The 24,345-nt window shown below is 71.4% G+C and carries 21 protein-coding genes; 9 read left to right on the forward strand and 12 right to left on the reverse strand.

All coding sequences use genetic code 11. The annotated features are described in order from the left end of the window. The first annotated feature begins 38 nt into the window (after positions 1-38). Positions 39-1,553, forward strand: a complete 1,515-nt coding sequence (locus OG870_RS20635; RefSeq protein WP_266839843.1) for a class I adenylate-forming enzyme family protein — start codon at positions 39-41, stop codon at positions 1,551-1,553. Here the strand turns inward: OG870_RS20635 and OG870_RS20640 are convergent. After that, positions 1,532-2,044: an EF-hand domain-containing protein gene (locus tag OG870_RS20640; RefSeq protein ID WP_266516498.1), complete on the reverse strand. Its 513-nt coding sequence runs from the start codon at positions 2,042-2,044 to the stop codon at positions 1,532-1,534. The genes OG870_RS20635 and OG870_RS20640 overlap by 22 nt on opposite strands. Before the next feature lie 195 nt (positions 2,045-2,239). Further along, positions 2,240-2,620 carry an STAS domain-containing protein gene (locus OG870_RS20645; protein WP_266516500.1) on the reverse strand — a complete coding sequence of 127 codons (381 nt, stop codon included), beginning with the start codon at positions 2,618-2,620 and terminating at the stop codon, positions 2,240-2,242. A gap of 309 nt (positions 2,621-2,929) precedes the next feature. Between OG870_RS20645 and OG870_RS20650 the strand changes: the two genes are divergently transcribed. Together OG870_RS20650 and OG870_RS20655 are read left to right on the forward strand one after the other, a co-directional pair. Further along, positions 2,930-3,511, forward strand: a complete 582-nt coding sequence (locus OG870_RS20650) for a sigma-70 family RNA polymerase sigma factor (RefSeq protein WP_266516502.1) — start codon at positions 2,930-2,932, stop codon at positions 3,509-3,511. Beyond that, the gene (locus tag OG870_RS20655; protein WP_327691242.1) at positions 3,508-4,938 is read left to right on the forward strand and encodes a zf-HC2 domain-containing protein; all 1,431 of its coding nucleotides are present in this window, start codon (positions 3,508-3,510) and stop codon (positions 4,936-4,938) included. Before OG870_RS20650 ends, OG870_RS20655 begins: the two co-directional genes overlap by 4 nt. 140 nt (positions 4,939-5,078) lie before the next feature. On the opposite strand, the gene purU is transcribed toward OG870_RS20655, so the two are convergent. Continuing rightward, complete coding sequence (purU, locus tag OG870_RS20660) at positions 5,079-5,963, reverse strand: formyltetrahydrofolate deformylase (RefSeq protein WP_327691243.1); 885 nt, start codon at positions 5,961-5,963, stop codon at positions 5,079-5,081. A 46-nt stretch (positions 5,964-6,009) separates the two neighbouring features. Then, positions 6,010-6,510 carry an SCO4402 family protein gene (locus tag OG870_RS20665; RefSeq protein WP_266516508.1) on the reverse strand — a complete coding sequence of 167 codons (501 nt, stop codon included), beginning with the start codon at positions 6,508-6,510 and terminating at the stop codon, positions 6,010-6,012. A 117-nt stretch (positions 6,511-6,627) separates the two neighbouring features. On the opposite strand from OG870_RS20665, the gene OG870_RS20670 reads away from it, so the two are divergent. Next, positions 6,628-7,938: an ABC transporter substrate-binding protein gene (locus tag OG870_RS20670; RefSeq protein WP_266516510.1), complete on the forward strand. Its 1,311-nt coding sequence runs from the start codon at positions 6,628-6,630 to the stop codon at positions 7,936-7,938. 18 nt (positions 7,939-7,956) lie between these two features. Here OG870_RS20670 and OG870_RS20675 read toward each other — a convergent pair whose 3' ends face one another. Beyond that, entirely contained in the window at positions 7,957-9,714 is a 1,758-nt protein-coding gene (locus tag OG870_RS20675; RefSeq protein ID WP_266516512.1) for a hypothetical protein, read from the reverse strand. Between the two features lie 214 nt (positions 9,715-9,928). Next, positions 9,929-11,314: a transcriptional regulator gene (locus OG870_RS20680; RefSeq protein ID WP_266583640.1), complete on the reverse strand. Its 1,386-nt coding sequence runs from the start codon at positions 11,312-11,314 to the stop codon at positions 9,929-9,931. A 265-nt stretch (positions 11,315-11,579) separates the two neighbouring features. Between OG870_RS20680 and OG870_RS20685 the strand changes: the two genes are divergently transcribed. From OG870_RS20685 to OG870_RS20695, 3 genes are read left to right on the forward strand one after another with little or no spacing between them, the layout of a single operon-like run. After that, complete coding sequence (locus tag OG870_RS20685; protein ID WP_266516516.1) at positions 11,580-12,233, forward strand: bifunctional DNA primase/polymerase; 654 nt, start codon at positions 11,580-11,582, stop codon at positions 12,231-12,233. 39 nt (positions 12,234-12,272) lie between these two features. Next, the gene (locus OG870_RS20690) at positions 12,273-13,064 is read left to right on the forward strand and encodes an ABC transporter ATP-binding protein (protein ID WP_266516518.1); all 792 of its coding nucleotides are present in this window, start codon (positions 12,273-12,275) and stop codon (positions 13,062-13,064) included. Further along, a complete protein-coding gene (locus OG870_RS20695; RefSeq protein ID WP_266583638.1) occupies positions 13,061-14,656 on the forward strand; it encodes a transporter in 1,596 nt (531 codons plus the stop codon). Before OG870_RS20690 ends, OG870_RS20695 begins: the two co-directional genes overlap by 4 nt. A gap of 104 nt (positions 14,657-14,760) precedes the next feature. Here the strand turns inward: OG870_RS20695 and OG870_RS20700 are convergent, their stop codons facing one another. Together OG870_RS20700 and OG870_RS20705 are read right to left on the reverse strand one after the other, a co-directional pair. Then, complete coding sequence (locus OG870_RS20700) at positions 14,761-15,651, reverse strand: alpha/beta fold hydrolase (protein ID WP_266516523.1); 891 nt, start codon at positions 15,649-15,651, stop codon at positions 14,761-14,763. 594 nt (positions 15,652-16,245) lie between these two features. After that, entirely contained in the window at positions 16,246-16,938 is a 693-nt protein-coding gene (locus OG870_RS20705) for a metal-dependent transcriptional regulator (RefSeq protein ID WP_266516526.1), read from the reverse strand. A 226-nt stretch (positions 16,939-17,164) separates the two neighbouring features. Here OG870_RS20705 and OG870_RS20710 point away from each other — a divergent pair, with 226 nt between their 5' ends. Further along, on the forward strand, positions 17,165-17,920 hold the full coding sequence (locus tag OG870_RS20710; protein WP_266516528.1) for an SIS domain-containing protein: 756 nt from the start codon (positions 17,165-17,167) through the stop codon (positions 17,918-17,920). A gap of 37 nt (positions 17,921-17,957) precedes the next feature. Here OG870_RS20710 and OG870_RS20715 read toward each other — a convergent pair whose 3' ends face one another. From OG870_RS20715 to pdxH, 3 genes are all read right to left on the reverse strand, one after another. Further along, complete coding sequence (locus OG870_RS20715; RefSeq protein ID WP_266516531.1) at positions 17,958-19,364, reverse strand: PAS domain-containing protein; 1,407 nt, start codon at positions 19,362-19,364, stop codon at positions 17,958-17,960. A gap of 141 nt (positions 19,365-19,505) precedes the next feature. Continuing rightward, positions 19,506-20,339, reverse strand: coding sequence for a GNAT family N-acetyltransferase (locus OG870_RS20720; protein WP_266583634.1), 834 nt, complete (start codon positions 20,337-20,339; stop codon positions 19,506-19,508). Positions 20,340-20,680: 341 nt separating this feature from the next. Beyond that, positions 20,681-21,349: a pyridoxamine 5'-phosphate oxidase gene (pdxH, locus tag OG870_RS20725; RefSeq protein WP_327691244.1), complete on the reverse strand. Its 669-nt coding sequence runs from the start codon at positions 21,347-21,349 to the stop codon at positions 20,681-20,683. Positions 21,350-21,619: 270 nt separating this feature from the next. On the opposite strand from pdxH, the gene OG870_RS20730 reads away from it, so the two are divergent. Continuing rightward, positions 21,620-22,720 carry a citrate synthase 2 gene (locus OG870_RS20730; RefSeq protein ID WP_266516540.1) on the forward strand — a complete coding sequence of 367 codons (1,101 nt, stop codon included), beginning with the start codon at positions 21,620-21,622 and terminating at the stop codon, positions 22,718-22,720. Between the two features lie 381 nt (positions 22,721-23,101). On the opposite strand, the gene OG870_RS20735 is transcribed toward OG870_RS20730, so the two are convergent. Continuing rightward, positions 23,102-24,322, reverse strand: coding sequence for an RNA-guided endonuclease InsQ/TnpB family protein (locus tag OG870_RS20735; RefSeq protein WP_327691245.1), 1,221 nt, complete (start codon positions 24,320-24,322; stop codon positions 23,102-23,104). Positions 24,323-24,345 lie beyond the last annotated feature (23 nt).

Below are 24,345 nucleotides of genomic sequence, written 5' to 3' on the forward strand. Positions count from 1 at the left end.
ATTCGTCAGCTCCAAGCCAGCTCCACAAGGGGGCCGCCGTGAACGACACCGCCCACGCGCTCAGCTCGTCCCGCACCCTCTGGGAACTTCTCGCCCGCCGCGCCGACCTCACCCCGGACCGCCCGGTCCTCCTCCAGGACGACCGCTCCCTGAGCTTCGGCGAGTTGTGCGCGCGTGCCGAGCGCGTGGCGGCCGGCCTGTACGACATGGGCGTGCGCCCCGGCACCGTCGTCGCCTGGCAGCTGCCCACCCGCATCGAGACGGCCCTGCTGTCCTTCGCGCTGGCCCGCCTGGGCGCCGTACAGACCCCGGTCATCCCCTTCTACCGGGACCGTGAAGTCGCCTTCGCGCTGCGGGAGTCGAAGGCCGAGTACTTCGCCGTGCCCGGCGAGTGGCGCGGCTTCGACCACACCGGGATGGCGCGGCGGCTGGGGGCGAAGGGGATCTTCGAGGCGTACGACGCTGCCGGGCTGCCCGACGGTGATCCGTCCGTGCTGCCCGCCCCGCCCTCCGACGGCACCTCCGTGCGCTGGATCTACTGGACCTCCGGCACGACCTCCGACCCCAAGGGCGTCCTGCACACGGACCGCTCGCTGATCGCGGGCGGCTCGTGCCTCGCGCACGCGCTGCACCTGTCGGCGGACGACGTGGGTTCGATGGCGTTCCCGTACGCGCACATCGCCGGTCCCGACTACACCGTCATGCTGCTGCTGTACGGCTTCCCCGCGGTGATGTTCGAGCAGTTCGCGCTGCCGGACGCCCTGGAGGGCTACCGCCGGCACGGGGTGACGGTGGCGGGCGGGTCGACGGCGTTCTACTCGATGTTCCTCGCCGAGCAGCGCAAGCAGCCGGGGTCGAAGGTCATCCCGTCCCTACGGCTGCTCGCGGGCGGCGGGGCGCCGAAGCCGCCGGAGGTGTACCACGCCGTCGTACGGGAGATGGGGGTGCAGCTCACGCACGGGTACGGGATGACCGAGGTGCCGATGATCACCATGGGGGCGCCGGACGACACCACGGAGAACCTGGCGACCACGGAGGGGCGGCCGCCGGAGGGGATGGAGATACGCGTCGTGGGCGGGGAGGTACGGCTGCGCGGGGAGGCCGTCTGTCAGGGGTATCTGGACCCCGCGCAGACCGCGGAGGCCTTCGACGCGGAGGGGTTCCTGCGGACCGGTGACCTGGGACACCTGACCGCGAGCGGGCATCTGGTGCTCACCGGCCGGCTCAAGGACGTGATCATCCGCAAGGGCGAGAACATCTCGGCGAAGGAGATCGAGGACCTGCTGGCCGCCCACCCGGCCGTCGGGGACGTCGCCGTGATCGGACTGCCGGACGCGGAGCGCGGGGAGCGGGTCTGCGCGGTGGTGGAACAGCCGCCGGGGGCCGACGGGTTGACGCTGGCCGCCGTCACCTCGTACCTGCGCGCGGAAGGGCTGTCCGTGCACAAGCTGCCGGAGCAGCTGGAGGTGGTGGACGCCCTTCCGCGCAACGACACGCTGCGGAAGGTGCTCAAGTACAAGCTGCGCGAGCGCTATTCGGGGACCGTGAAGTAGCGGGCGAACGCCGGGACGATCTCCGCCTCGCCGACCCTGCCGTCGCCGTCGGCGTCGAGCGCGGCGGCGGAGGCGAGGGCGATGTCCTCGCTCACACCCAGGATTCTCAGTACGCGCGCGGTGTCCTCGACGGTGGCCGCTCCGTCGCCGTCGGTGTCGGCGATGTCGAGGGCCGCGTGCAGGAAGGGGCGGGCGATCTCCGCGAACCGGTCGGGGTTGTCACGCAGGCGCTTGACCGCGCCGTACACGAACTCGTCCCGGTTGATGCGCTGGTCGCCGTCCCGGTCCGCTATCCCGGCCATGCCCTGCCAGAACGCCTCGGCGCCCGCGTACAGCGCCTGCCCCTTGTCGGAGCGTGCCGCGGTGCCGAACTCGGCGAGCAGCGCCTTGGCGGCTCCGCTGAAGTCCTCGCGGTCGATATAGCCGTTGCCGTCCTGGTCGAAGGTGGCGAACCGGGCGGCGATCCTGCGCTCGTACTCGCTGCTGACCATGTCTCTTCGAGCCGCCTTACTCACGTCGGGGTCTATCTGGACGGAGCGTACGACGCGCCGGGCCCTCCAAGCGCGGGAAAGCGACGCTTGTGCCAAGACCGAGGGAATTTTGCGACAACGATGTGGCAGACGGCTCCGGCGACGCTACGCGGAGATCCGATCTGGACGGAGATCGGACCTGGACGGGGATCGGGCCTAGGCGGAGAGCGGACCGGCTTCTTCGGCGACGGCGTCCTCCAGGTCGGCGTACACGTCGAACAGGCGGCGGACGCCCAGCGCGCCGAGGACGCGGTTGACGTGGGAGCCGTCGACCGCGCCCTGCGCCGGGAGGATCAGGCGCAGGCGGCCCTGGCAGGAGCGGATCAGCCGGCGGGAGGCGATGAGCACTCCGACGCCGCTGGAGTCGCAGAAGAAGACGTCGTCGAGGTCCAGCACGAGACTGTGCCGCCCCTCGGCCACCACGTCATGCACGTGCTGCCGTAGCGTCGGCGATGTCACGAGATCCAGTTCGCCGGACACCCGGAGCACGGCCCATTCGCCCTGATCGACGCAGGTCACTTTGAACGTCACCACCATGCCCTTCGCTCGCCGGAACCCCCGCAACCGGAAGCCGTACCTTCGCTTCCTTGCAGCGCGGCTGCCCAGCGGCGGTTCCCTGAAACACGGGGCCGAAAACGGAAACCGATCAGAAGAGGCTTGTTTTAGTCGTCTTCGATCCTATTCGATCAGATCTGAACCGGGTAGGTGACCGTCCACTATCACCTGCGGCTGGTCGGGGGGCGCTCATTGCGACAAAGGGGCGTGCACTGTCAGACGTGCCGACTACATTCGATGAGACGGTGGACGCAGACTGGGCCGAGGCACGGGCAGGGGTGAGGGAGCCGGATGGCGAAGAAGGACACACCGCCCCGCTGGGACCGCAGGATGCAGCAGCGACTCGCACGCGGTGAGGCGGCCGCCCTCGGCGAGCTCTACGACCGGTTCGCCTCGCTCGTGCACGGCCTCGCCCACCGCGTCCTCGGCGACGAGCGCGCGGCCGACGGCATCACCCGCGACGTCTTCGCTCACGTCTGGGAGCACCCCGAGGCGTACGACCCCCGGACGGGTCCCCTGCGGTCCTGGGTCGCCACGCTGACGCACCGCCTCGCCGTGCAGCGACTGCGGGCCACCGAGACCGCCGCCCTGGCCCAGGGCTCGGGCGGTTCCGCCGAGGACCTGGAGCGAAGGGTGCGCCGCGCCTCGGTCGCCGCCCGCGCCGACTACATCGTGCAGTCCATGCCCGTCCCGCTGCGGGCCGCCCTGGAGCTGGCCTACTTCCAGCGCCGCGACTACCGCCAGACCGCGGTCGACCTCGGCGTCACCGAGGACGAGGCCCGCCGCCGGCTCCGTCTGGGCCTGCAGCTGCTGTCCACCGCCCACGACGCCGGCGCACCCGGGTCACCTCCCGGTTACGGGGGTGCGGCGTGAACGACGGCAGCGCGGACCACTTCGACCACGGGGGCTTCGAGGACAGGGACGAGAGGGACGACAAGGACGACAGGGACAGCAAGGGCGAGAGGACCGACGACTGGGAGAGCAGGGACGACGGGATCAGGGGCAAGGACGGGCAGCAGGAGGGTTACGGCCCGCCGGACGGTCCCGCGAACGGCGGTGACCGCGGCCAGGACCCCGACCAACCGCCGCGCATACCCATGCCCCGCGCCTCCGTCGAGGACGGCGGCCGGCTGCTGCCCGCGCCGGCGGCCCTGAGGGACCCGGCGCCGCAGCCCGCCCCGCTCGTCCTGGAGCATCCCGTGCTGAAGTCCCTCCTCGGCGCGTGGGCGCTGGCCGCCTGCTCGCCGGACGAGACGGCGGCCGTCGAGGAGCACCTGGGCGACTGCGGCAGCTGCGCCGACGAGGCTCTGCGGCTGCGCGGCGCGGTCGGCCTGCTGCACCCTCCGGAGAGCCTCGACCTGGACCCGGCCCTGCGCACCCGGGTTCTGGACGGCTGTCTCGACCGGCGCCCGCCGCGCATCCCGGTGCCCGAGTGGGCGGCTCCGTACGACGCCGAGACGGCGCGCCTCGACGCCCTGCTGCAGGACATCGGGGACGCCGAGTGGCACGCGCCCGTACGGCTGCGCTGGTTCGAGGGCGAGGGCCCGACGAGCCGTCGTACGACGGTCGCCGGGGTCATCGCCCACCTGCTCACCGTCGACGGGCTGGTCGCGGTCGCCCTCGGCCTGGACGACCCGCTGGGCGACGTCGCCGCCGAGGGCCCCAGTCCGGGGGCCCGCACCGAGGCGTACTGGCGCACCTCGCATTTCCCACCGACCCGTTCCGTCCGGGCGCCCTGGCGCGACCAGACCCACGACCTCGTGCGCACGGTGTCCTTCGCGGGCGGCAGTTCGGGCTCCGCGCGGCTGGCGGTGTCGTACGGCGAGTTCGAGCTGCCGCTGCACGACGCGATGCTGGACCGGGCCTTCGAGTGCTGGGTGCACGCGGAGGACATCGCCGAGGCGGTCGACTACCCGTACGAGCCGCCCTCAGCCCGTCATCTGCACCGCATGATCGACCTCGCGGCCCGGGTCCTGCCCACCGCGCTGGCTCAGCGCCGCCGGACCGGCCTTGCCTCGCCCACCCACGGACGCCACCTCGTCTCCGCCGGCGGACCCGGCCGCAGCCTGCGTCTGGAGATCGAGGGCTCCGGCGGCGGCGAGTGGCTGATCCCCCTCGACTCCCCCGCCGCGGTGGGCTCCGCCGAGCACGAGGTCGCCCATATCGCCCTGGACGGCGTGGAGTTCTGCCGGTTGGCCGCGGGCCACGTGTCTCCTGCGGAAGCGGCGGCGGGGCAGGTCGGCGACCGCGAGGCGATCAAGGACGTACTGTTCGCGGCGGCGTCCTTGAGCCGGATGTAGGGGCGGGTTGCTGTTTCGCGGGCGGCTGCCGGTGCGTGGGGGCCGTTCGCGCAGTTCCCCGCGCCCCTGAAGGGGCGCGGGGAACTGCGCGAGAAACCACGAAGCACCCGCAGCCGCCGACGACCGGCCGGCCCGAGCTCCTAGGCGAACACGACCGTCCTGCGCCCGTTGAGCAGAATGCGACGCTCGGCATGCCACTTCACGGCCCGCGCCAGCGCCTGGCACTCCACGTCCCGCCCGATCGCGACCAGCTGGTCCGGCGTGACGTCGTGACCCACCCGCTCGACCTCCTGCTCGATGATCGGCCCCTCGTCGAGGTCCGCGGTGACGTAGTGGGCCGTGGCGCCGATCAGCTTGACGCCCCTGGCGTGCGCCTGGTGATACGGCTTCGCGCCCTTGAAGCTCGGCAGGAAGGAGTGGTGGATGTTGATGATCCGCCCGTTGAGCTGCTTGCACAGGTCGTCGGAGAGGACCTGCATGTAGCGGGCCAGCACGACCAGTTCGACGTCGTTCTCACGGACGATCTCCAGCAGCCGCGCCTCCGCGTCGGCCTTCGTGTCCTTCGTCACCGGAAGATGGTGGAAGGGAATGTCGTACGACCCCACGAGCTCTGCGAAATCCGTGTGGTTGGACACCACCGCCGCGATCTCCACGGGCAGCGCACCGATCCGCGCCCGGAACAGCAGGTCGTTCAGGCAGTGCCCGAACTTGCTGACCAGCAGCACGATCCGCATCCGGTCCTCGGCCCGGTTGATCTGCCAGTCCATGTGGAAGGAGTCGCCGATCGCGGTGAAGCTCGCCCGCAGCTTGTCCACCGAGACCGGCGGCTCCGCCGAGAAGTGGACGCGCATGAAGAACAGACCCGTGTCGTGGTCGCCGAACTGCTGGCTGTCCTCGATGTTGCAGCCGGTCATGAAGAGATAGCTCGACACGGCGTGCACGATGCCCTGCTTGTCGGGGCACGAAAGGGTGAGGACGTACTGGTCGGCGAGGGTCGCCGTGGCTCGGGTGGACTGTTCGGTCATGCAGGACAGGGTCCCATAAGCGGACCCACGTGCGGGCCGGAGTCCGCTACGCGGAACGCGTCATGATCCGCAGCACCTCAAGGGTGCGCGGCGGAACGTCCGGGTCCTCCCCGTCGGCCGCGGCCAACCGCACGTGCGCGTCCCGGGCCGCCCGGACAGCCTCCGGCCAGGCCTGGTTCTCGACGTACGCGGAGACCGGGGCGTCGGGCCCGACCTGGTGCATGATCCGCAGCACCCGCAGCACGGCGGTGTCGACGAGGGCCGCCTCCTGGGAGTCCCGGAAGATGGTGCCGACGTACTTCTCGGCGGACCAGTTGTCCAGCCAGGTGTCCTCGACCAGGCGGTACACGGCGTCGGTGACGTCCCCGTACCCGTCGAGGCCGGCCAGCCAGACGTTCTGTTGGAACGCCGGGTCGGAGAGCATGTGCAGCGCGGAGCGCACATTGCTGCGCCAGCGCCACCACGGCATGTCGTTCTGTGGCATGCCGCCCATGGTGGAGGAGCGACGGCCGCGACGGGAAGAGTTCTCCGAACCTTGCACGGTCACCGATCGTACGTTCTTCGGACCGGGCGCCTCACCGACCCCCGCAATTCACCTTCACGTCACTGATCGGTAACCGAGGGTCACCCCCGGGTTGGCGGTGTGGCGAAAGCGTGTATGTCCATGACCGGCAGGCGACGCATCCGCAGCACCTTCCTCCCCCTACGCACCCGGCCGCTCAGAGCCACCGCTTTGTCGGTGGGGGCTCTGGCCGCGTGCATGTCGCTCGCTACCGGTTGCGGGGTCGTCCCCGGTACCGCGGGGGGTTCCGGGGACGACTCGATCAGGGTCATGACCTGGGCCCCGGAGCAGACCAGCGCGACCAACAAGCCCGGAATGCCCGCCTTCGCGAGGGCCTACGCCCGCTGGATCAACGCCCACGGCGGCATCAACGGCCGCAAGCTGAAGGTCCTGACCTGCGACGACCACAACGACAGCCTGGCCGCCGCCAAGTGCGCGACCTCGGCCGTCAAGCAGAACGTCGTCGCGGTCGTCGGCTCCTACAGCCAGTACGGCGACTCCTACCTCCCCACCCTGGAGAGCGCCGGCATCCCCTACATCGGCGGGTACGGCGTCACCACCTCCGAGTTCACCAGTCCGCTGTCCTACCCCGTCAACGGCGGCCAGCCGGCCCTGCTGGCCGGCCTCGGCAAGGGACTCGCCGGGAGCTGCGGCCCCGTGGCGCTCATACGGCCCGACAGCATCGCGGGCGACGAGCTGCCCGCCATGCTCGACGCCGGCCTGAAGGCGGGCGGGCACGTGCCCGCCGTCGACCAGCGGGCGGCGGACGACACCACCGAGTACTCGGTTCCGTCGCAGCGGGCGCTGGCGGCCACCGCCGGCAAGCGGCTGAAGAAGGGGTGCGTGATTCCCGCGCTCGGGGATCGCACCGACACCTTCATGGACTCCTTCCGGCGCGACCGCACGGACTACCCCGCCGTGAAGACCGCCGCCACGCTCGACAGCGTCGACCAGACGGTGATCAACGAGTCCGGCGGGCAGTCCGGACCGTACGAGGGCTCGTACGTCACCGGCTGGTACCCCGTGACGAGCGACCGGCGCTGGGACGCCATGAAGAAGGTGATCCAGGAGGAGGCCTTCGGCGACAACCGCATCGACGCCGCCGATGCCGGGGTGCAGACGACCTGGATCGCCTACACCGTGTTCAAGGACGTCGTCGCGTCGCTGGGCGACGGCGACGTCACCTCCGACACCGTCCGCAGGTCCCTCGACAACGGGCTGAAGGTCAGCACCGGCGGCCTCACACCGACGCTTGAGTGGTCCTCCGAGAGCCCGCTCGCCTCCATCGGCTTCTCCCGCCTGGTCAACGCCAACGTGACGCTTCAGGTGGTGCGCCGGGGTCAGCTGGTGGCGGCGACGCGGAAGGGGTTCGAGGACGCGACGAAGACGCTGGAGACAGCGGACGTGAACTGAGGCCCACGTCCGCGGCCCTCAGAGCTGGGTCGGCTGGCGCTGGGTCAGGCCGTACGTCTTCGCGATGGCGTTCCACAGCTGGGCCGCCCTGACCTTCTCCGCACTGGCCGTGCCGCTGGAGCGGTTGCCCGCCTGGGTCTGGCCGGTCGGGCGGGCCTGGCCCTTCTTGCAGCCCTTCTTGCCGCCGACCTGGTCGGCCCAGGCCGCGTAGTGGTTGTCGGCCGCCGCGGACGCCCGCCAGGCCTTGGTGAGCGAGGCGGTCAGCGCGTCGTGGTTCGGGAGCTTGTCGACGGACAGGCCGGACAGCCGGGTGACCAGCTGGGTGCGCTGCTTGGCCGCGTCGCGCAGGTCGGAGGCCGCCTGCGTCTGGTTCTTGCACCCCTTCACATCGGCCACCGCCCGGATCACCGAGGCCCGGCTGTCGCCGCTGTCGGCCAGCAGCTTGTCCAGGGCGACGGCCTGCTGCTTCGCCGGATCTGCGGCGGGTGCGGAGGAACCGTCGGTCGCCGGGGCCGTGGCGGACACGTTCTGGTTCTTGTCCTTGCCGCCGTCGCCCTTACCTCCGCCGCCGAGCAGCGCGCCCGCGCCGACACCGAGCACGACGATGCCGACACCGACGGCGGCGATCAGCGGCACCCGCGACTTCCTCGGGCCGCCGCGGCCACCCCGGCCGTCGTCGCCCGGCGGGGCGTACGCGGGCTGGGGCTGGGCGTAACCGGGCTGGGGTGGGGCGTAGTTGGCCTGCGGGGGCTGCTGTTCGAAGCGTGGCATCTGCTGCGTGGCCGCGGCGGGGCTCTCGCCGCCCGGCCCGGTGCGGAACAGGTTGTCGAATTCGGCGGGCGGCTGCCGGTCCCCGCCCTGCGGCATGCCGTACGGCGCCCCGGCGGCCTGGCCGGGAACGGGCGCGATGAACTGCGTGGCCTCGGCGTCGGGCCCGGGTGGGGGTCCCCCCGCTCGAGCGGAGCCGAGAGTGGGGGAGGGCGGGAACGGCCCGGCGCCGGCCTGCGGTGCGCGGCCCAGGAACTGCGTGGCCTCGGAGACCGATTCGCCCCCGCCCACCTCGGGCGGCAGCGCACCCGGCGCGACGGGCGGAATGTACTGCGTCGCCCCCTCGTCCGCCGCGGCCACCGGAGGGATGTACTGGGTGGCGCCCTCGTCCGCGACAGGCGGGAGGGGACCGCCGTAGGCGGCGGGAGCGGCGGGAGCGCCGTAGCCGCCACCGGGGTTGGCGGGCGGCAGGGACGTGTTCGCCGATGGCTGCGCTATCGCGGGCGGCCCGTCGTACGACGGAGCCTGGGCGCTTTCCGGGGGCAGCGCCCCGGACGGACCGGACGGCGGCGCACCCCACTGGTCGGGGGTCTGCGGCTGCTGCTGGTCGGGGGTGCCCCACGACTGGCCGGGCGGCGTGGGCCAGCCCTGGCCCGGCTGCGAGGCCGATATCTGGTTCTGGTCGGGACCCCACGGGGTGCCCCAGGCCTGGCCCCCGGTCGGAGCCGCGGCCGGGGCCTGCGGGCCGTTGTACGCGGCGGTCTGGCCGTCGTACGAGGCAGCGGTGTGGCCGTCGTACGACGTGGCCTGACCGTGGTACGGGTCGGTCTGGTGGCCGTTGTACGGGCCGGCCTGCTGCCCGGCGTGCTGACCGGGCTGCGGGCCGACCGGGCCCTGTTGTGCGGCCAGCATGCCCGGCAACAGCGGCTCGCCGCCGTCTGAGGGCAGCACGATGCCTTCGCGCGCTTCGCGCGGCGAGGGCTCCTCGCCCTGTCCACTCTGCGTCACCGGGACTCCTACTAATGGGGGACCTTCGGGATCGTCGGCTCACGCTACCGGGTCCCCCGAGCCGGGTGCCACGCAGCTCAGGACACAAACACCTTCCCTGTGACAGCAGTAACAAAACCGCTCCACAGACCGCTGTATATGTCACCCTTCCTGCCGGATCCCGCGCGGAAACCGGCCGTTTCCTGCGGATTCACCCACCGGTGGGCGTCCGTCCTCACGCCGCTGCCTGCAACTCCATGCGTGCCCCGAACTCCCGCACCACCGGCTCGTCCTGGAACGGCACCAGCCGCTGCTGGAAGTCCTCCAGGTACTCGGCACCCCGGTTGGAGCGGAGGGACTCAAGGAGTTCCACGGCTTTCAGGCCGGTGCTGCAGGCCTGTTCGACCTCGCGCTGCTGCACCTGAGCCGTGGCCAGCAGCACATAGCCGATGGCCCGCCTGCGCGCCTTCGTCTCGGGAAGCGCGGCCAGCGCCTCCCGCGCGCGCCGTGCCGCCGCCTCGGCCTGCCCGAGGTCCCGGTGGCAGTGCGCCAACTCGTCGGCCAGATAGGCCTCGTCGAAGTGCGCGATCCACGCCGGGTCGTCCCCGGAGGCGGAGTCGGCCCCTTCCAGCGCCGAGACCGCCCGCCCGGACGCCGTCTGGGCCGCCCGCGCGTCGCCCATCAACGCATGCCCGCGCGCCTCGGCCGCATGGAACATCGCCTCCGCGCGCGGAGTCACGCGCCCACGCGCCCCCTCCTGCGCCGCCCGCGCCAACTGCGCGATCTCACGCGGGTTTCCGAGTTGGGCGGCGAGATGGCTCATGGAGGCGGCCAGTACGTATCCGCCGTAGCCGCGGTCGCCCGCCGCCTGCGCGAGCCGCAGCGCCTGGATGTAGTACCGCTGGGCCAGGCCCGGTTGGCCGGTGTCGATGGCCATGTACCCGGCGAGTTCGGTCAGTCGGGCCACCGCCGCGAACAGATCACGCCCCACGGCCTCCCGGTACGACCCCGCCAGCAGCCCCGAGACCACGCTGTTGAGGTAGTGCACGACGACCGGGCGCACATGCCCGCTGCCGTACTGATGGTCCAGATCCACCAGCGCCTGCGTCATCGCGCGCACGGCCGCCACGTCGGACTGCCCCACCCGCGGGCCCGCCGAGCGCGAGACCTGCGAGTCGGGCGAGGAGATCAGCCAGTCCCTGCTCGGCTCGACGAGCGCGGACGCGGCGACGGACGAGCCGGACAGGAAGTCCCGGCGCCCCACATCACTGCGCCACAGCTCGCAGACCTGCTCGATGGCTCCCAGTACGGTCGGCGAGAACTGGAGCCCGACACCCGAGGCGAGGTTCTTGCCGTTGGCCATGCCGATCTCGTCGATCGTGACCGTACGGCCGAGTTTGCGGCCCAGCGCCTCCGCGATGATCGCCGGGGCGCGCCCGCGCGGCTGCTGTCCGCGCAGCCAACGGGCCACGGACGTCTTGTCGTAGCGCAGGTCGAGGCCGTGCTCGGCGCCGCACATGTTGACCCGGCGGGCGAGCCCGGCGTTCGAGCACCCCGCCTCCTGGATGAGCGCCTGCAACCGTTCGTTCGGCTGTCGTGCGACGAGAGGCCTTGCGGCCATGGCGTACCCCCTGGGACCAACCCCTGAAGCGAAAAGATCCGGCCGTGAAGATCAATGCCCCGCCGAGACGCGTAAAATGCGAGGCTTGCGCGGATTGCAGGGGTAAAGGCTGATGCCGCCCCCAGAGGTGGCTACCCAGCTCACGACGAGGTTCCCCCTGCGCGCCCCCGCACATGCATCCATGCGCCCCGGATGCGGAATCGATGCTCCTCCCCCGCGCGCGCTGCCCCCGTAACCCGAGGTGGGTGCGGGAGTTGAGTTCATCGTGGAAGAGACGATCGCCGGCCCCGAAGCCGTTCAGATTCCGAAGCAGCGCGGGGAATCGCTGCAGGAGACCGCCGTACGCTACGCCGAGGAGCGCCACTGGGACGTCTTTCCCGGCACCTGGCTGGAGGCCGTCGACGGGGTGCAGCACTGCTCCTGCGGCGACGCCGAGTGCGCCGCGCCCGGCGCGCATCCGGCGCGGGAGGACTGGGCGACGCAGGCCACGGGCAGTGCGACCGTCGCCCGCCGGATGTGGCAGAAGCAGCCGACGGCGTCGATCCTGCTGCCGACGGGGCGCACGTTCGACGCGATCGAGGTGCCGGAGACCGCGGGGTTCCTCGCCCTGGCGCGCATGGAGCGCATGGAGTTGACGCTCGGCCCTGTGACGTTGACGCCGGATCGCCGGATGCACTTCTTCGTGCTGCCCGGTGCGGCGGTCAAGATCCCGGACCTGGTGCGGAAGCTGGGCTGGTCGTTGTCGTCGCTCGATCTCGTCGCGCTCGGCGAGGGGGCGTTCGTGGCCGCGCCGCCCACCCGGTACGGCTCACGTGGTGCCGTCCAGTGGGCCTGCCGTCCCACCCACGCCAACCGGTGGCTTCCCGACGTCGAGGAGCTGCTCTCCCCGCTCGCCTACGCCTGCGGGCGTGACCGCTGATCCTGCCCCTCCGGAGAACAACCCCCTAGGGTTTCTCGCATGACAGAGGGAAATGAGGCCGGGGCCGCCGCCGTACGGGTCCGTGGGCTCTGGAAGCGGTTCGGGCAGCAGGTCGCTGTTGCCGGGATCGATCTGGAGTTGCCCGCGGGGAAGTTCATCGGGCTCGTGGGACCGAACGGGGCCGGGAAGACCACCACCCTCTCCATGGTCACCGGGTTGCTGCGGCCCGATCAGGGGAGCGTCGAGGTCGTCGGGCACGACGTGTGGCGGGATCCGGTGGCCGTGAAGGCGCGGATCGGGGTGCTGCCGGAGGGGCTCAGGCTGTTCGAGCGGTTGTCGGGGCGCGAACTGCTCGCCTACAGCGGGCGGTTGCGCGGACTGCCCGGCGGTGAGGTCGACAAGCGGGCCACACAGCTTCTCGACGTGCTCGACCTGGCCGGCGCCCAGCACAAGCTCGTCGTCGACTACTCGACCGGCATGCGCAAGAAGATCGGGCTCGCCGCCGCGCTCCTCCACAATCCCGAAGTGCTCTTCCTCGACGAGCCGTTCGAGGGCGTCGACCCGGTGTCCGCCCAGACCATTCGCGGCGTGCTGGAGCGGTACACCGCCTCGGGCGCGACGGTCGTCTTCTCCTCCCACGTCATGGAACTCGTCGAGTCGCTGTGCGACTGGGTGGCCGTGATGGCCGCCGGCCGCATCCGCGCCCACGGCACGCTCGCCGAGGTGCGCGGGGACTCGCCCTCGCTGCAGCAGGCGTTCCTCGAACTCGTCGGCGCGGGCGGCCGCGACACGGGGTCGAACCTGGACTGGCTGGGCGGCGGCGCGCGATGACGGATCACGCGAACATCACTCCCGTCGTCGTACGCCTGAAGCTCTCCCTGCTGCGCAACGGACTCAAGCAGTCCGGCGGACGGCGGGCCGCCTACGTGGTGTCGGCCGTCCTGGTCGTGCTCTTCGGGGCGCTGCAGTTGCTCGGGCTGATCGCGCTGCACGGGAACGACCATGCGCTGTCCGTGGTCGTGCTGCTGGTGGCCGTGCTGGCGCTGGGCTGGGCGGTGATGCCGCTGTTCTTCCCGGGCGGCGACGAGACGCTCGACCCGACGCGCCTCGTGATGCTGCCACTGCGGCCCCGGCCGCTGGTGCGGGCGCTGCTCGCGGCCTCCCTGGTGGGCATCGGACCGCTGTTCACGCTGCTCCTGCTGGCCGGTTCGGTGATCTCGGTCGCGCACGGCGGTGCTGCGTACGCCGTCGGTGTCGTCGCGGTCGTCCTGGCACTGCTGGTGTGCGTGGCCCTCGCACGCGCCGTCGCCGCCGCCAACATCCGGCTGCTGACCAGCCGCAAGGGCCGTGACCTCGCGGTGCTGAGCGGTCTGGTCGTCGCGATCGGGGCGCAGCTGGTCAACTTCGGGGCGCAGCACCTGGGTTCGTCCGGGCTCACGCAGCTGGACCCGGTGGCCGAGGTGCTGAAGTGGGTGCCGCCCGCGGCTGCGGTCGGCGCGGTGGAGTCGGTGAGCGAGGGGTCGTACGGTGCCGCCACCCTTCAACTCGCCCTGACTCTGGGTGCGTTGGTCCTGCTGCTCGCCGTGTGGTCGCGTCATCTGACCCGGCTGATGACCTCGCCCGACGGCTCCACGCTCCAGGCCGCCGAACCCACCGCCCGCGAACGGACCTCCGGTGGCCTGACCCGTCTGCTGCCCGCCGGACGCACCGGTACGGTCATGGAGCGCAGCCTGCGCTACATCTGGCGCGACCCCAAGACCAAGGCCGCCTGGGTGACCTCGCTCGCCATCGGCCTGATCGTGCCGGTGTTCAACGCGCTGCAGGGCACCGGCTCGATCTACTTCGCCTGCTTCGCCGCCGGGATGCTCGGCATCCAGATGTACAACCAGTTCGGCCAGGACACCTCCGCGTTCTGGATGGTCGCCACGACCATCTCCTCCCCGCGCGACGCCTACGTCGAGCTGCGCGGCCGGGCCCTCGCCCTGCTGCTGATCACCTTGCCGTACGCCACCCTGGTCACCGTCGTGACGACCGCGATGCTCGGCGACTGGCCCCGCCTGCCCGAGGTGCTCGGGCTGTCCTTCGCCCTGCTCGGCGCGATGCTGGCGACCGGGGCGTGGACCTCCGCCCGGTTCCCGTACTCCATCCCGCAGGAGGGCTACAAGAACGTGGCTCCCGGGCAGGCCGGTCTGGCCTGGATCTCGATCTTCGGCGGCATGGTCTCGGCGGCCCTGCTGTCCGCTCCCGTCATCGTGGCGGCGATCTGGGTGAACGTGGCGAAGAACGGCGACGAGTGGGGCTGGCTGCTGCTGCCGGTGGGCGCGGCGTACGGCGCCACGATCACCTGGGCAGGCCTACGCCTGGCGGCCCCCCGCACAGCGGGCCGCCTGCCGGAGATCCTGACGGCGGTAAGCAAGGGCTGACGGCGCGCCCCAAAGGGGCGCGGGGAACTGCGCGACCAGCCACAATCGACCTGCACCCGCAAAGCGACAGAACCCCCAACCGATGAGGCGCCCCCCGCCCAGCCTCACGCAGTGAGCACCGCGTCCACGAACGGCTCGATCGCCGCCCGCCACCCCTCCGGCTGGTCGTAGTGCACAAGATGTCCGGCATCGGCGACCTCCGCGTACTCCCCCAGAGGCAGCACCCGGACCATCTCCTGGGCCTCGGCGCGCCCCAGCTCACCGTCGAGGCCGCGCACGACCAGCGCGGGACATCGCACCTGGGCCAGCTCCTCCCAGTGCGCGTCGTGCACCCACGTCTCGCGGGACCTGAGCATCTGGGCCGGATCGAACACGGGCCGCCAGCCGTCGGCGGACTCGTGCATCACCTCGGCGTAGAACTCCCCGCGTGACGGATTCGGCCGCTCCACCCAGGGATCGTCCTCGCCGAACCACTTCCGTACGTCGGCGAGCGTGGCGAAGGGGGCGGGCCAGGCCCGAAACCACTCCTCCCACTCCCGCTGCGAGGCCCCGCCCAGTGCGGATGCCCGCATGTCGCAGATGATCAACCCGCGGACCAGATCGGGGCGCTTGGCCGCGAGCTGCCAGGCGGTCAGTGCGCCCATGGCGTGACCGACGAGGACGGCCGGAGTGAGACCGAGCTGCTGGAGAGCGGCCTCGGCGTCCTCGACGTAGGCCTCACGCGTGAACGATCCCTGCGGGGGCTTGGCGCTCTGGCCGTGGCCGCGCTGGTCGAGCGCGACGGCACGGTGCCGCTCGGAGAGCCAGCGGGCGGTGGACGCCCAGTGCGAGGCGCGGCCCATCAAGCCGTGCAGTAACAGCACGCCGGGAGCGGGCTCGCCGGTCGCGCCGTTCGTCGGATCGGTCCTGGGCGGATCGGTCTTGGGCGGGTCGCCGAACTCCCAGGCCGCGAGGCGTACGCCGCCCGCCCCGGTCACATCGATACGTCGCGCCATGGTCCTGGCACCCCCCTAGCTCCGCTCGGACCGCTCGCTCCGCTTGAGCCGACCGGTCCTGTGAACCGTGTCCTGCCGTGCCGTGCAGTGCAGCTGCCTGTGCCGGTGCGCGCGCCTCCCCTCCTGAAGCGCAGACCCCGCGTGATCCGTCACCCAGACTATCGAATGGCTATTCGAAAACTCTGTCCCTGCGGGCAACACCCCTCGTACGAGTGACCTCGTTCAAGGAATGATCGCCGCCGCCGAGGGGAGATCTTCAGCGGGAGGCGGACCGCTCGGGGAAAACGGTCCGAAGGGGATGACCCTGGGAGCTCGGGGCTCCGGGTCAGCACAGGGGAGGACAGGCCCCGGCGCCGCAAGGCGCCGGGGCCCTCCACACGTCTGCGGCGCATCCTCCCGCCCCCTCAGGTCATATGCCCCACGCGACAGCCTCGCACGCGGAACGTCCGAGCGCTGCGATTTCCACGCACTGAATCTCGACGTCGAAGAGTTCGACCAGAAGCTCGCGCGGCACTTCAAATACCCCTGGAACACCGGAAGTTGACGGCATCCGCGCGGCCCGGGGCAAGGCCGGAAACAGCTCGCCCGCGGTAGTCAGCGCTTGGCCACGAACACGTGGGACGCCACGTCCGCCGCCAGCTCGGCGGCCTCGCCGCCGCTGCCCACCAGCACGCCGCCCGCCGACTCCGTCACGCTCACCACCGAGCCGGGCTGCACGCCCGCACGGCGCAGCGTGTACATCAGCTGCGCGTCCGTCTGGATCGGCTCGCCGATACGGCGCACCACGACCGTCTTGCCCTCCAGGCCCGGGTCGAGATCGGCCAGCGACACCATGCCCGCGTCCAGGAACGGGTCCGCGCCGTCCTTCTCGCCCAGCTCCTCCAGGCCCGGGATCGGGTTGCCGTACGGCGACTCGGTCGGGTGCCGCAGCAGTTCGAGCACCCGCCGCTCCACGGCCTCGCTCATCACGTGCTCCCAGCGGCACGCCTCGGCGTGCACCTGCTCCCACTCCAGGCCGATCACGTCGACGAGCAGACACTCGGCGAGCCGGTGCTTGCGCATCACGCGCGTGGCGAGCCGGCGGCCCTCGTCCGTGAGCTCCAGATGACGGTCGCTGGCGACGGACACCAGGCCGTCCCGCTCCATCCGCGCCACCGTCTGGCTGACCGTCGGCCCGCTCTGGTCCAGCCGCTCGGCGATCCGGGCCCGCATGGGCACCACACCTTCCTCTTCCAGTTCGAGGATGGTGCGGAGATACATCTCCGTGGTGTCGATCAGTCCGGACATACGTGCCCCTTGGTGAGATCTGCCGGAAGCACGACAGCTTCTGGCATGTGCGCTGGCCCTGGATTCAATTCTGACGCATACCACTGACAAGCGTGCCGCGCCGTTGGAACCAGGGGATTACGGCGGGGTACCGGGGCGTAGCTGACGGCATGTATTGACACGGCACTGGTCCAGACCGCACGGTGATCCGCGACACGGACACCCCTGCCGCTCCGGAAGGACCCGCATGAGCGACGGCACACCGGCCGACCAGTTCTTCGACGCTGCGATCGATCTCCTGCAGCGGGTCCGGGACGAGGAGGCGCAGTCCATCACGGCGGCCGGCACACTGCTCGCCGACACCGTCGTGGGCGGCGGTCGCCTCTTCGCCTTCGGCGCCGGACACTCCTCGCTCGCCGCGCAGGACGTCGTCTACCGCGCGGGCGGTCTCGCCCTCATGAACCTGCTCGCCGTGCCCGGCGTCGTCGGCGTCGACGTCATGCCGGCCACCCTGGGCTCCGCCCTGGAGCGCGTGGACGGCCTCGCGACCGCCGTCCTGGACAGCTCGCCCCTGCGCGAGGGCGACGTCCTGATCATCATCTCCCTCTCCGGCCGCAACGCCCTCCCCGTCGAGATGGCCATGTCCGCCCGCGCGCGCGGAGTGCGGGTCATCGGGGTGACGTCGGTGGCGTACGCGACCGAGACCCGTTCCCGGCACGTCTCCGGTACCTGTCTGCGCGACCACTGCGACATCGTCCTCGACTCCAAGATCGCCGTCGGCGACGCGACCCTCACCCTCGACACCGTCCCGGCCCCCTTCGCCCCGGCCTCGACCGTCGTCACCAGCGCGATCCTGCAGGCGGTCATGGCCACGGCGGCGGGCGCACTGGCCGAGCGGGGCATCGAGCCGCCGCTGCTCAGGTCGGGGAACGTCGACGGCGGGCACGAATGGAACGGGCGCGTGATGGCGGAGTACGGGGACCGGATCTTCTACCAGCAGTGATCCGGCGTTGATCCGGCAGTGGTCCGGCGTTGATCCGCTACTCGCTCCCCACGACCCGCGCCAGATCCAGCGCCGCCCCGATTCTCGCGGCCACGTCCTCCGCGTAGGCCGCGTCGGTCCGCTCGAACTGGCTGCGCCCACCCCCGCGCAGAAACGTCACGACCCCCAGCGTCCGCCCCCGGCTGCGCAGCACCGCGCACAGCGCGTGCACCGCGTCGCCGGGCCACTGCCGGGCCCGTGCCCACTCCCGCGCCTGCTCGACCGGCACCGACCCCACGCTGGCCCGCACCGACCCGATCCGCTCCACGCACTGCAACGCCGGATGCCCCTGCGCGTACCGCACGGGCAACCCGGCCTGCCCGGTGAGCAGGCTCGGCCCGGGTGCACCGGAGGGCGTCGCGGCGACCCGTACCAGCCGCACCGGCCCCTCCGTCTCCCCGTCGGCCGCCGGGCTGCCCGCCACCCGGTCGATCAGCGCATGATCGGCGAACCCGGCGAGCGCGAAGTCGAGATGGACGGTCGCCGCCTCCCCGGGGTTCTCGCACTCCGCGGCCGCCCGGGCCGCCCGGTGCAGCTGGTTGGTCCTGAACCGCAGCAGCGCCGCCTCCTGCTCGCCCTGCTTGCCGTCCGTCACGTCCTGGAAGAGCCAGGCGACGCCCAGCGGCACCGGCTCCTCCGCGAGGGGCGAGGCCAGCCGTACGAAGCCGCAGCGCCAGCACCGCCGCTGATCGCCCTCCGGCGTCCGCACGCTCACCCAGATCTCGGCCGGCGCGGGCGGCGCGCCCTCCGCGAGCACATGCGTGAGCGCGCTCTCCAGTTCCTCCACGCCCTGCGCGAGCAACTCACCCAGCGGCCGTCCCAGCGCCGACGTACGCCCGATGCCGAGCGAACGCGCCGCGTGCGCGTTCACCACGGCCGGCCGCAGATCGGCGTCGACGAGCACGACCCCCCAGCTCGCGTCCTCGAACAACGCCTCGCTGAGCGCGATCGACCGCTCCAGGTCGATCTGCGTATGCACTTCACTGAAGGCGCAGTACACGCCCGCGGGCTTCCCCTCCGGCCCGCGCACCGCGGCGGACTGCGTCCGCACCAGCACCCGCCCGCCGTCCTTCGTCAGCAGCGCGAACTCGTGCACCTGCCGCCCGGGGGCCTCCATGGCGGACATCAGCCGCGCCTCGACCTCCTCGGCGTCCGCACTGCGTACGGCCCACCCCGCGAACCCGTGCCGCCCCACCGCCTCGGCCGCGGTCCATCCCAGGATCCGCTCCGCCTCGCGGTTCCAGTGGGTCACCACCCCGCCGGCGTCGAAGGCACACAGCGCGGCGTCCATCCCGTCCAGCAGGGCGGCCAGCAGATCGGAGCCGTCAGGACCCACAGGACCGGCCCGCTCGGGCTCGTCCGGCCCCAGCTCGTCGGTGGTCCCACTACGCCGGGAAGCACTCACCTGGACCCCCTGCCAAGCTGCGTCCGCACCTACGGCGCGTCGTTTCGCTCACTCGCAATCATCTAACTTGAACGTGACGCAGCACACACCGAGTTCCCACAAGATTGAGGGAATCGTTGTAAGCCGCCTCCGCCTCCACGATCACCCCTGAGCAAGCCGAAGATCAACCCACTCATCGCTTTCACCGTCGAGCACATACCGCTCGACCTCGACGAATCCGCACTTCTCGGCGAACCGCAGCCCGTCCTCGTTGGCCGCCAGCACGCATGTCTCCACGTCCCGGGCGCCGAGCACGCGCGCGTGGGCCAGCCCCTTCTCGTACAGCGCCGTCCCGAACCCCCGCCCGCGGTGTCCGGGCAGCACGCGCGCGATCACCGTCGCCGCCCCCCGGTCGTCCTCCGGCGGCCGCACCGTCGAACAGCCGACGAGAACATCCCCGAGATACGCGTTCTCCAGCCGATAGCGCCCCAGCCGCTCCCGCGCCTCGTCGAGCGACATCGCGGCGGGCGGCACGACCGCGTTGTGCACATGCCGCCACTCGTCGAGCATGGCCTCTCCGTGCACGGCCTCGATCCGCAGCCCCCTGCGCCGCGCGTACACCTCGATCTCGATCCGCATCCGAGGATCCGCGAGCCCGCACACCATCATCGTCGCCGCCGGCCGCACCTCCCCGAACGCCTTCCGCAGCACGGGCCAGCACGGCTCGAAGTCCTCCCGCGCCGGCAGCAGATACCGCACCCGTACGACATCGGAGAACCCGCACCCCGCCTCCGCGAGCGCCGCCGCTATGTTCCGCAGACACTGCTCCGCCTGCTCCACCACGCCGTCGGGGATCGTCATGGTGCCGTAGTCGAACCCCGTCGTCCCGGACACATGCACCCAGTCGCCGTCCACCACCGCCCGGGCGTACCCGATCTGCTCCTCGAAGGTGGAACCGCCGAGGACCGCTCGCCGCGTCACCTGCTGTTCTGTCATGGACAGAACGCTAACGCGGTCGGCATCGTGAAAAACCGGTTGATCGGTGGTCGCCCGCTTCCTAGGCTGCTGCCAATTCGGAAAGGAGGTGGTTCGGCAGATGTATGAATACCGGACGGAAGAGGTGGCTGCGGGCTAGTGGCCCGCCGTCGTACTCGGTTCGGCGCCGGACGCCAGCGTGTGTGAGTTGCACGCAGCCGGCCCAATCCAATGCAGTCACCCGACCCGCGAGTCGCCGGTACGTCCGGCCGGCTCCTCCTCTGGAGGAACCAGACTCGCGGGTCGCCTGCGTTTTCAGACCCGGTTGACCTGAGTGATCCGCGTGACCCGCGTGACCCGCTTCACGGACTGAGCCGCTCCACGCGCCAGCCCCCGTCCGCCTCCACCACGTAGCGCAACCGGTCGTGCAGCCGGTTCTCGCGCCCCTGCCAGAACTCCACCGCCTGCGGGGCCACCCGGAAGCCGCCCCAGTTCGGGGGGACCGGGACCTGCTCGCCCTCGGGATAGCGGGCGGCCAGTTCGGCGTACGAGGTGTCGACGTCGGCGCGAGTGGCGATCACGCTCGACTGGGCGCTGGCCCAGGCGCCGAGCTGGGAGCCGTGCGGGCGGGTGCGGAAGTAGGCGGCCGTCTCGTCACGGCCGGTGCGGCGGGCGAGGCCCGTGACGATGACCTGGCGGGCCATCGGGTGCCAGGGGAACAGGAGCGAGACGTACGGGTTCTCCGCGAGGTCGCGGGCCTTGCGGGAGTCGTAGTTGGTGAAGAAGACGAAGCCCTGGTCGTCGAACTGCTTGAGCAGCACCGTGCGGGAGCCGGGGCGGCCCACGGCGTTCGCCGTGGAGACGACCATGGCGTTCGGCTCGAACAGGTGGGCCTCCGTCGCGGCCTGTTCGAACCAGCGCGCGAACTGCGCCACCGGGGTGGCGGCCAGATCGGACTCGGCGAGGCCCTCGGCCCGGTACTGCTTGCGCATCGCGGCGGGGTCCAGGGGGGCGGCGTCTCGGTCGGTCACGCGGTCATCCTGCCGTATACGCGGGTGCCGTTCGGCCTGGTGTCCGTCATCATCGAAGAGGGCGAGTGGCACTGAGTGCCGCGAAGTCTCCCCAAGAGTGGCACTCGGAGATATCGTGCTGGTGCCGTTCCGGTTGAGTGAGCAGCCGTACGGGGCATCACCAGGGTGGCCACCCAGGACCGTGAGTCGCACGAACCGACCGGGGATCCAACGGCCGAGCCGCCACATCTGTCGTACACAACTGTCGTACACATCACGAGGAGCCGCCTGATGTCCGACTTCGTACCCGGTCTCGAGGGAGTTGTCGCGTTCGAGACGGAGATCGCCGAACCGGACAAGGAGGGCGGCGCCCTGCGGTACCGGGGCGTCGACATCGAGGACCTGGTCGGCCACGTCTCGTTCGGCAACGTGTGGGGACTGCTGGTCGACGGCGCCTTCAACCCCGGTCTGCCGCCCGCCGAGCCGTTCCCGATCCCCGTCCACTCCGGCGACATCCGGGTGGACGTCCAGTCGGCGCTGGCCATGCTGGCTCCCGTGTGGGGCCTCAAACCGCTGCTGGACATCGACGCCGAGCAGGCACGGGCCGACCTGGCCCGAGCCGCCGTCATGGCCCTCTCCTACGTCGCCCAGTCCGCCCGCGGCCAGGGGCGGCCCATGGTTCCGCAGCGCGAGATCGACACGGCCCAGTCCGTCGTCGAGCGGTTCATGATCCGCTGGCGGGGCGAGCCGGACCCGAAGCACGTCGCGGCCGTCGACGCCTACTGGACCTCGGCCGCCGAGCACGGCATGAACGCGTCCACCTTCACGGCCCGCGTCATCGCCTCCACCGGCGCCGACGTGGCGGCCGCCCTCTCCGGCGCCGTAGGAGCGATGTCGGGCCCGCTGCACGGCGGCGCCCCCTCCCGCGTCCTCGGCATGATCGAGGAGATCGAGCGGACCGGGGACGCCGAGGCGTATGTGAAGCAGGCTCTGGACAAGGGCGAGCGCCTGATGGGCTTCGGGCACCGCGTCTACCGCGCCGAGGACCCACGCGCGCGCGTGCTGCGCCGTACCGCGCGTGAGCTGGGCGCTCCGCGGTTCGAGGTGGCCGAGGCGCTGGAGAAGGCCGCGCTGGCGGAGCTGCACGCCCGGCGCCCGGACCGGGTCCTGGCGACGAACGTCGAGTTCTGGGCGGCGATCGTTCTCGACTTCGCCGAGGTCCCGGCGCACATGTTCACGTCGATGTTCACGTGTGCCCGTACGGCCGGGTGGTCCGCGCACATCCTGGAGCAGAAGCGGACCGGGCGGCTCGTACGGCCGTCCGCGCGCTACATCGGACCCGGGACGCGGGGGCCGCAGGAGATCGAGGGTTACGAGGGCATCGGTCACTAGGGCCTGTTGCGAAAGTGGCGTCGTCGCCCGAAGGGCGGCCGCGCGGCGTCCGGCGTGGTGCTCTGGGGGTCCCCCCCGGCCGGAGGCTGGGGGAGTGCCGCCCGGAAGCCCTCGTACCGGGCGTACTCGGGCTTTCGGGCGGTGCGGCGAGTGGGGGCACCTCCCACGCCCTTAAGGCAGTGGGGGAGCGTGCCGGGCGTCGCGCGGCTGGGGGCACCCCCTCTGGGGGAGCCACTTTCGCAACAGGCCCTCGTGCCGGGGCACCGGCCGGGTGCGGTGGCCTCGCGTGGGGCTGGGCGGCTCCGCGTGGGGCCGCTCGGCCGCGACGGCCACGGGTTTTCCTTGAATCCTCCCCTCCCTGAAGGGAAGGGGATTCCTGGCTCAGGCTGCCTCCTGGAGCAGCGCTCCAGGAGGTCTTCCGCCATCAGCGCCAGCCGGGTTGAGACCAGCCCGGACGAGCATGACGCGTGCGGAGTTCTTGTCCCGTGGGGACACGTTTCCGCATACGGTGCAGGTGTAGGTGCGCTCACCCAGCGGCAGGCGATGCTTGGCTCTCGCATCGCAGTGCGCGCAGTCCATCGTGGTGTGCGCGGGGTGGACGAGGCGGATGTCCCGCCCGTGCTTGCGGCCCATCTCGATCAGCGCGGCCTTGGTGGCGCCGATGGCGGCGTCAGCGGCCTTGCGGGCCATCGTGGTCTTGGCGAGGAACTTCGGACGGAAGTCCTCGACAGCGATGGCATCGTGGTCGCGGACAGCCTTTTTGGCCCACTTGCGGCCGGTGTCCTGACGCTGTCTCGCAACCTTCTTGTGCGCCTTCGCCCGCAGTTTCTTCGCCTCGCGGTAGCCCTTCGACCCGGGCCGGCCCTTCTTCGGCCTGCGGCGGGCCATCATCCGGTCATACCGGGTCAGCTTCGCCTTCGCCTTCCTGCCGTGCTCGGCGTGCGGCAGGTCGTGCGCGTCGGACGTGGTCGTCGCGGTCTCCTTCACGCCCCAGTCGACGCCGAGTACACGGCCGGTCCGAGGCAGGGGCTCGACCTCGGCGGGGACGACGAACGAGCCATACCAGTGTCCGAGACTGTCCTGGTAGACGCGTACCGAGGACGGTTCGGCCGGCAGTTCCCGCGACCACACCACCGTCACGACGATGCCACCCGCCAGGTGCAGCCGGCCGTCCTTCAACCCGAACCCGCGCCGGGTGTAGTTGAGGGACGGCAGCGCCTCGCGTTTCGTCTTCCACTTCGGCATCCCGGCCTGACGCGCCATGGGCAGGCGCGCCTTGATGTCCTTCTGTGCCTTGGTGCGGGAGCGGCCGAAGTCGCGGATGACCTGCTGCTGAACAACCGACGAGCCCTCCCGCAGCCATGGCGTACGGGCGCGGGCCCCGGTCAGCATCCTGTCGAGCTGAGCCGGACCGCACGTGGCCTTCTGCCCGGTGGCCTTGTTGTGCAGGTGTATGGCCCTGGACTTGGCGGCGCATTCGTTCCACACCCAACGGCATCGGTCCCACTCCGCCGCCAGGGCGGTACGGGCGGCGGACGACAGGCGCAGCCGAAGGGTGTACCGGGCATGCCCGGCCTCCGCAGTCGCCTCCACCTGCGCCATCTCGCCCCCTCATGGCCCTGGGC

This window comes from Streptomyces sp. NBC_00461, from assembly GCF_036013935.1.
GTDB lineage: Bacteria > Actinomycetota > Actinomycetes > Streptomycetales > Streptomycetaceae > Streptomyces.

Coding starts and splice junctions, on each gene's coding strand:
- OG870_RS20640 (WP_266516498.1), bottom strand. CDS start 2,044: ATGGTCAGCAGCGAGTACGAGCGCAGGATCGCCGCCCGGTTCGCCACC.
- OG870_RS20645 (WP_266516500.1), bottom strand. CDS start 2,620: ATGGTGGTGACGTTCAAAGTGACCTGCGTCGATCAGGGCGAATGGGCC.
- OG870_RS20650 (WP_266516502.1), top strand. CDS start 2,930: ATGGCGAAGAAGGACACACCGCCCCGCTGGGACCGCAGGATGCAGCAG.
- purU (WP_327691243.1), bottom strand. CDS start 5,963: ATGACCGAACAGTCCACCCGAGCCACGGCGACCCTCGCCGACCAGTAC.
- OG870_RS20670 (WP_266516510.1), top strand. CDS start 6,628: ATGACCGGCAGGCGACGCATCCGCAGCACCTTCCTCCCCCTACGCACC.
- OG870_RS20680 (WP_266583640.1), bottom strand. CDS start 11,314: ATGGCCGCAAGGCCTCTCGTCGCACGACAGCCGAACGAACGGTTGCAG.
- OG870_RS20690 (WP_266516518.1), top strand. CDS start 12,273: ATGACAGAGGGAAATGAGGCCGGGGCCGCCGCCGTACGGGTCCGTGGG.
- OG870_RS20695 (WP_266583638.1), top strand. CDS start 13,061: ATGACGGATCACGCGAACATCACTCCCGTCGTCGTACGCCTGAAGCTC.
- OG870_RS20700 (WP_266516523.1), bottom strand. CDS start 15,651: ATGGCGCGACGTATCGATGTGACCGGGGCGGGCGGCGTACGCCTCGCG.
- OG870_RS20705 (WP_266516526.1), bottom strand. CDS start 16,938: ATGTCCGGACTGATCGACACCACGGAGATGTATCTCCGCACCATCCTC.
- OG870_RS20710 (WP_266516528.1), top strand. CDS start 17,165: ATGAGCGACGGCACACCGGCCGACCAGTTCTTCGACGCTGCGATCGAT.
- OG870_RS20720 (WP_266583634.1), bottom strand. CDS start 20,339: ATGACAGAACAGCAGGTGACGCGGCGAGCGGTCCTCGGCGGTTCCACC.
- OG870_RS20730 (WP_266516540.1), top strand. CDS start 21,620: ATGTCCGACTTCGTACCCGGTCTCGAGGGAGTTGTCGCGTTCGAGACG.
- OG870_RS20735 (WP_327691245.1), bottom strand. CDS start 24,322: ATGGCGCAGGTGGAGGCGACTGCGGAGGCCGGGCATGCCCGGTACACC.